This window comes from Desulfobulbaceae bacterium (genome assembly GCA_013792005.1).
Classification (GTDB): domain Bacteria; phylum Desulfobacterota; class Desulfobulbia; order Desulfobulbales; family VMSU01; genus VMSU01.
In genome coordinates this window covers 1-5113 of sequence record VMSU01000099.1, presented here as the reverse complement: position 1 = coordinate 5113, position 5113 = coordinate 1, and the positions used below count along the sequence as shown (strand labels likewise).

Below are 5113 nucleotides of genomic sequence, written 5' to 3'. Positions count from 1 at the left end.
TCTCAAAGAGATGTTTGAATTCCAGCAGGGGATTGATTCCCGGTTTGCCCATCAGGGCAAGGACCTGGTCCTGGCTATGTTCGGGCGCGACTTTCATCTGGCCGGAGACTTGGTGCGCGACCAGTTTTTTGAGGTAACTAAGGCCTTTGGCGCGGTCTGCCAAGATAAGGTCGTAACGGACCCCCGAGGCCACGAAGACCCGTTTGACCCCTGGCAATGCGCGCAGACTGCGTAATAACTTGAGCTGTGTTTGGTGGTTGATCTTTAGAGTTGGGCAAATTTTGGGGGTCAGGCAGCGCTGGTGTTGGCAAACACCTTTGACTATTTTTTTCGGGCATTCAAATCCGTACATGTTGGCAGTGGGACCGCCGACATCAAGGATGATTCCTTTGAAATCAGGGTGCTTGGTTAAGCGCTGAGCCTCCCGGAGGATGGAGTCCGGGCTGCGGCTGATCACGGTTCGGCCCTGGTGGACGGCGATGGCGCAAAAATTACATTCACCGTAACACCCGCGATGGGTAGTCAGGGCAAACTGAATGGTGTCCTGGGCCAGGACCTTGCCTTGGCTCTGGTAATAGGGGTGGACGGAGCGGGTAAAGGGCAGGTCGTGGATATGGTCGAGTTCTTCCCTAGAGAGCAAGGCTGATGGAGGATTCTGGATCAGATAGCGGTTGTCGTGACGTTGGACTAGAGATTGGGCGGTTATTGGATCGTTGTTCTGGTAGAAGGCATGGAACATCGCGATCAAGGCATCAGGGTCTGTGGCTACGGAGTTGAAATCGGGCAGTTCAATGAACGGGTGTTCTGGGGGATTTGCCGCAGCATGACAGAGGCCTGGAATGTTCCTAAAATCGAGGCCTTGGTTCAATCGTTCTGCCAGGGTTACGATGGTTTTTTCTGCCATGCCGTAGACCAGGATGTCGGCCTTGGCATCGAACAGGATCGATTTTCTTACCCGGTTTGACCACGCATCGTAATGGGCGATGCGGCGAAGGCTGGTCTCAATGCCCCCAAGCACCACGGGCTTGGTGTTTTTAAAAAATCGGCGGATCAGGTTGGTGTAGGCGATTACCGCTCGGTCCGGTCGACGGGTATTGTGTCCGCCAGGGGTAAAGTCGTCGGAGTTCCGGTGTTTGTATGAGGCAGTATAATTGGCGACCATGGAATCGACAGAGCCTCCGCTCACCCCCCAAAAGAGACGGGGCTCGCCCAGGCGGGTGATATCCCGATCGGAATCGGTATCCGGTTGGGCGATAATGGCGACTTTGAACCCTGCGTGGGCCAGGATCCGGCCAATCAGGGCGATGCCGATGAAGGGACTGTCAATGTAAGTGTCGCCGCTGATCAGGATGATATCAGCCTGCTGCCAGTCAAGGGCTTTGATCTCTTCGGCGGTGGTGGGGAGAAAGGTCATGGGTGAGGTCCTGATAGTTGTTTCACGCTGGCTTACTCTGAATGGCATAATAATAGTTGTTAGAAAATTTGTAACTACTTTAGTGATGGTTATCGGTTATCGGTTTGCGGTTATTATTTGACGGTTATTGATTTACCTGATTAGCGCTAATCAGGTTGATTTTTTCCAATGACTGGTATCCGTGAGTTTGTAAACCGCAAACCGCAAACCGATAACCGATAACCAAAGGATGGGGTATGGAAAAGATAGCAATAAGGGACGGGGCGATCCGTTTGGGACAATTCTTGAAACTTGCCACTGTCGTGTCAACTGGTGGCGAGGCCAAGGCTCGTATCCAGGCAGGTGAGGTCAAGGTGAATGGTGCGGTTGAACTTCGTCGAGGTGCTCAGCTGCACTCAGGGGACCGAGTTGAGATCGATGGGGCAATTTTTCAGGTAGGGTAAGCGTAGCGTGTTACCGGGGGGAGGCGGCAAGCACTTCTGCCAGCACGGTTCGGAGTGTGCTTAAATTGAATGGTTTGGCAATGAAAGCCGCAATGTGCTGAGCCGTAGAGTCCTTAGAGACATCTTCCTCACTGAAGCCACTGGCGATAATCAGTGGGGTGCTGCTTGAGATGGCATGGATCTCCCGGGCCGTCGTCATCCCATCCATGCGGGGCATGGACAGGTCGATAATTGCGCAGCGAATGGTTGCGGAGTGCTGGCGAAAGAGCTCAACCGCCTCAATACCATCTGCTGCCGTAAAAACTTCGTGCCACCCCAGACGTTCGAGCATGGCGGAGCAGACTTTGCGGACTATGTGTTCGTCATCAACCAGCAGAATCGCTCCGGATTGTCTGGAGTCTGAGCTTCTTGTCGGCTGAAGTGCTGAGTTGGTGTGGTTTGGTGATGGTGTAGAAGTGGCTGATGCCGCCGGGAACAGGACTTTGAATGAGGTGCCTTGTCCGGGGGCGCTGTTGACAATTATGGCGCCATTGTGGCCCTGGATGATGCCAAGAATTGCTGAGGTGCCAAGGCCGCGACCGGTAAATTTGGTGGTGAAGAAGGGGTCGAAGAGCCGATGGAGGATCGTGTCGTTCATTCCGCAGCCGTTGTCTGTTACGTCGAGCCAGACAAAGTGACCGGGGGGAGGGGTGTTCTGTTGTCTGCCACGCTTCAGGTCGTGCTCATCGCAGAAATCAATTCCACTGGTGATGGTCACTACCCCGGCTTTATGATCCAGGGATTCCGAGGCATTGGTGATTAAATTCATGATAACTTGTTGAATTTGCCCGGCATCAGCTTGGATGGCCGGGAGGTCTTGCCCGAGGTGGAGCTTAAGTTCAACTGTTTTTGCCACTGAGGCTCTGAATAAGTGGAAATTCTCGCTCACCAGGGCGTTGAGGTCGATGGTCTGGATCAAAAAATGGCCTTTGCCTGAATACGCCAGCATTTGCCGAGTGAGATCAGCCGCTCTCCGGATTGCCTTCATGCAGTTGTCAAGGAATGCCAGCGACGGAGAGTCGAGAGGGATATCCATCTTGGCCAGATCGAGGTTGCCTTGGATGGCCATCAGCAGGTTGTTGAAGTCGTGGGCGATGCCGCCAGCCATGACACCCAGGGTATCAAGCTTTTGAGTGTGGAGCATCTTTCGCTCGGTCTCCAGTCGTTGCTGCTCGGCTTGCTTTCGCTCGGAAAGGTCGCGGACGATGGCCCACATGCTTTTTGGTGTGCCCAGATTGTCGCGGATAAGAAAGGTGCGGAGTTCAACAGGGATGATGGTCCCGTCTTTATGTTGGTATTCCTTTTCGTAGACCTCAGAATACCCTAGGGGCACGACCTGGTCTCTGAGGATGGAGGACTCGAGGGCATGCCATTTTTTCGGGGTGAGGTTGGCATAGGTCATGGTGGAAAGTTCTTCGACTGTATAGCCGACCATGGCTTGGAAGGTCTTGTTGCTCTCGAAAATGTGTCCGTTCATGTCGATGCAGGCAAAGGCATCGGCCATGCTTTCATAAAGCTGTCGGTATTTGGCCTCGCTGGTGATGAGGGATTCTTCGGTTTTTTTTCGCTCAGTTATCTCCCGCACTGTTACTAAAAAACGGGTGGCCGCCCCGATATGGCAGAAACGAATGCTGACTTCCACAGGAAAGACTTCGCCTTGGTATCGTTTGGCCATCCACTCGAAGGTCTGAGGTTTGCCCATCCTGGCCTTGGTCATCCAGGTTACGGCTTCTGCTTGGGAATACGGATGGGAGCCGAGGCTTAAGTCATTGGCATCTGCCAGCAAGGCTTGCTCGCGAGTGATTCGGTACATGTCGAGCATTGCCTGGTTGACATCAATGATCGCTCCGGTGGCGCCGTCATGGACAAAGATGGCGTCGTTGACCGAATCAAGCACGGCTTGCAGGTATTCACTGGTTCGCTGCAGGTCGGCAGTCCTTTTTTCAATGCCGCGCCGGAGAAACCAGATCCAGGTCATGAGGATGAGGACGAGACCGGTGGCTATGGCAATGAAGCTCAGAGCAGGTCGGATCCAGGAGTGTGGTATGATCGGAGTGCCTAGCCACTGGCGCTCAATGTGTTGGTATTCTGTCTCGCTGATCTTGGAAAACCCCTGTTCGATCTGGGCAAGGAGTTGAGTGTTTCCCTTCTTTACTGCTCGATGGAATTTGCCGCTGTACAGTGGGGCAGTTTCATGGAATCGGTCGGCAATCGCCATTTGATTGAGGAAATACAGGGCTGGGGGGCGGTCAACACTAAAAACTTTGACCTTGTTATCCCGGGCGGCTGCGATAACGGACTCGTAGTTGTTGAATTTCAGGAGATTACTGACACCTTGGGCTTGAAGTTGTTCGATCACTGCGTCGTCGGACTTGACACCGACTATGAAACCGCGAACATCTTCTGCCCCTTTGATGCCGCTGATGTCGGTGTGGAAGTAGAGCGGGACATCGATTGTGGCGTAGGGTTTTGAAAAGTTATATAACAGGTGGCGTTTAGGGGTCTGGAAGATGGTATCGATGACATCGAACTCACCAGCCTCCATCCTGCGCTGAGCCTCTGTCCAGTCCATGGCGCTGATCTCGGCATGGATGCCGGTCTTCTTTTCCCAGAGTTGCCACTGGTCAATGAGAATGCCCTTGAGCCTGCCGTCTTCGCTACGCATGATATACGGTGGATAATTGTCATCCATGACGACCTTGATGGTCTGAACAGGGGCAGAGGAAAGAGCGAGAGACGGGACAATGAGCAGGAGAGTGGTGATGGTGGTGAGGACTGCTGTTGACCAGAGAGACAGACGAGCCAAAAAAAATCGGTTACGCCTGACTCCGGGGGCGAATTTTAGCGTATTGAACGCTGTGAAATGTATTGTATTGCGCATGAGTTAACCTTGACAGTCTCGCACAAAAAGGTAGCCGATCTGTTAAGCAGGTAAGCGAGCCTGCGAGACTCCGAAAGGGCCGATATACAGGTAAGCGAGCGAAGAGAGACTCCGAGGCGCGGGGTGCGTTTTGCGAATGAGGCCATACTATGGTATGCCGAATGAGTAAAACCACCACGCAATTTAGTTCAATCCCCGCTGGTGTTGGACGGGGACGTAGTATGTCGGACTTTTTTACGACGCCATCAACCTTACCAAAGACACTGGTTGTGAGCAAGGGAGAACGAGGGGTGTTATGCAGGAATATTTATTATGCTGTAACTGTCCAGCAGTGCC

General features: G+C 53.0%; 3 protein-coding genes. 1 reads left to right on the top strand and 2 read right to left on the bottom strand.

From position 1 onward, the window contains the following. Nucleotides 1–1414, bottom strand: a 1414-nt coding sequence (locus tag FP815_05570) for a YgiQ family radical SAM protein (protein ID MBA3014405.1), incomplete at its 3' end; no start/stop codon positions are given. A 236-nt stretch (nt 1415–1650) separates the two neighbouring features. Here FP815_05570 and FP815_05565 point away from each other — a divergent pair. Further along, nucleotides 1651–1857: an RNA-binding S4 domain-containing protein gene (locus tag FP815_05565; protein MBA3014404.1), complete on the top strand. Its 207-nt coding sequence runs from the start codon at nt 1651–1653 to the stop codon at nt 1855–1857. 10 nt (nt 1858–1867) lie between these two features. On the opposite strand, the gene FP815_05560 is transcribed toward FP815_05565, so the two are convergent. Next, a complete protein-coding gene (locus FP815_05560) occupies nt 1868–4777 on the bottom strand; it encodes a PAS domain S-box protein (GenBank protein MBA3014403.1) in 2910 nt (969 codons plus the stop codon). Nucleotides 4778–5113: the final 336 nt, after the last annotated feature.

Bases quoted from the DNA above. Each gene is read 5' to 3' on its own strand.
- FP815_05565 (MBA3014404.1), top strand. From the start codon at position 1,651: ATGGAAAAGATAGCAATAAGGGACGGGGCGATCCGTTTGGGACAATTC.
- FP815_05560 (MBA3014403.1), bottom strand. From the start codon at position 4,777: ATGCGCAATACAATACATTTCACAGCGTTCAATACGCTAAAATTCGCC.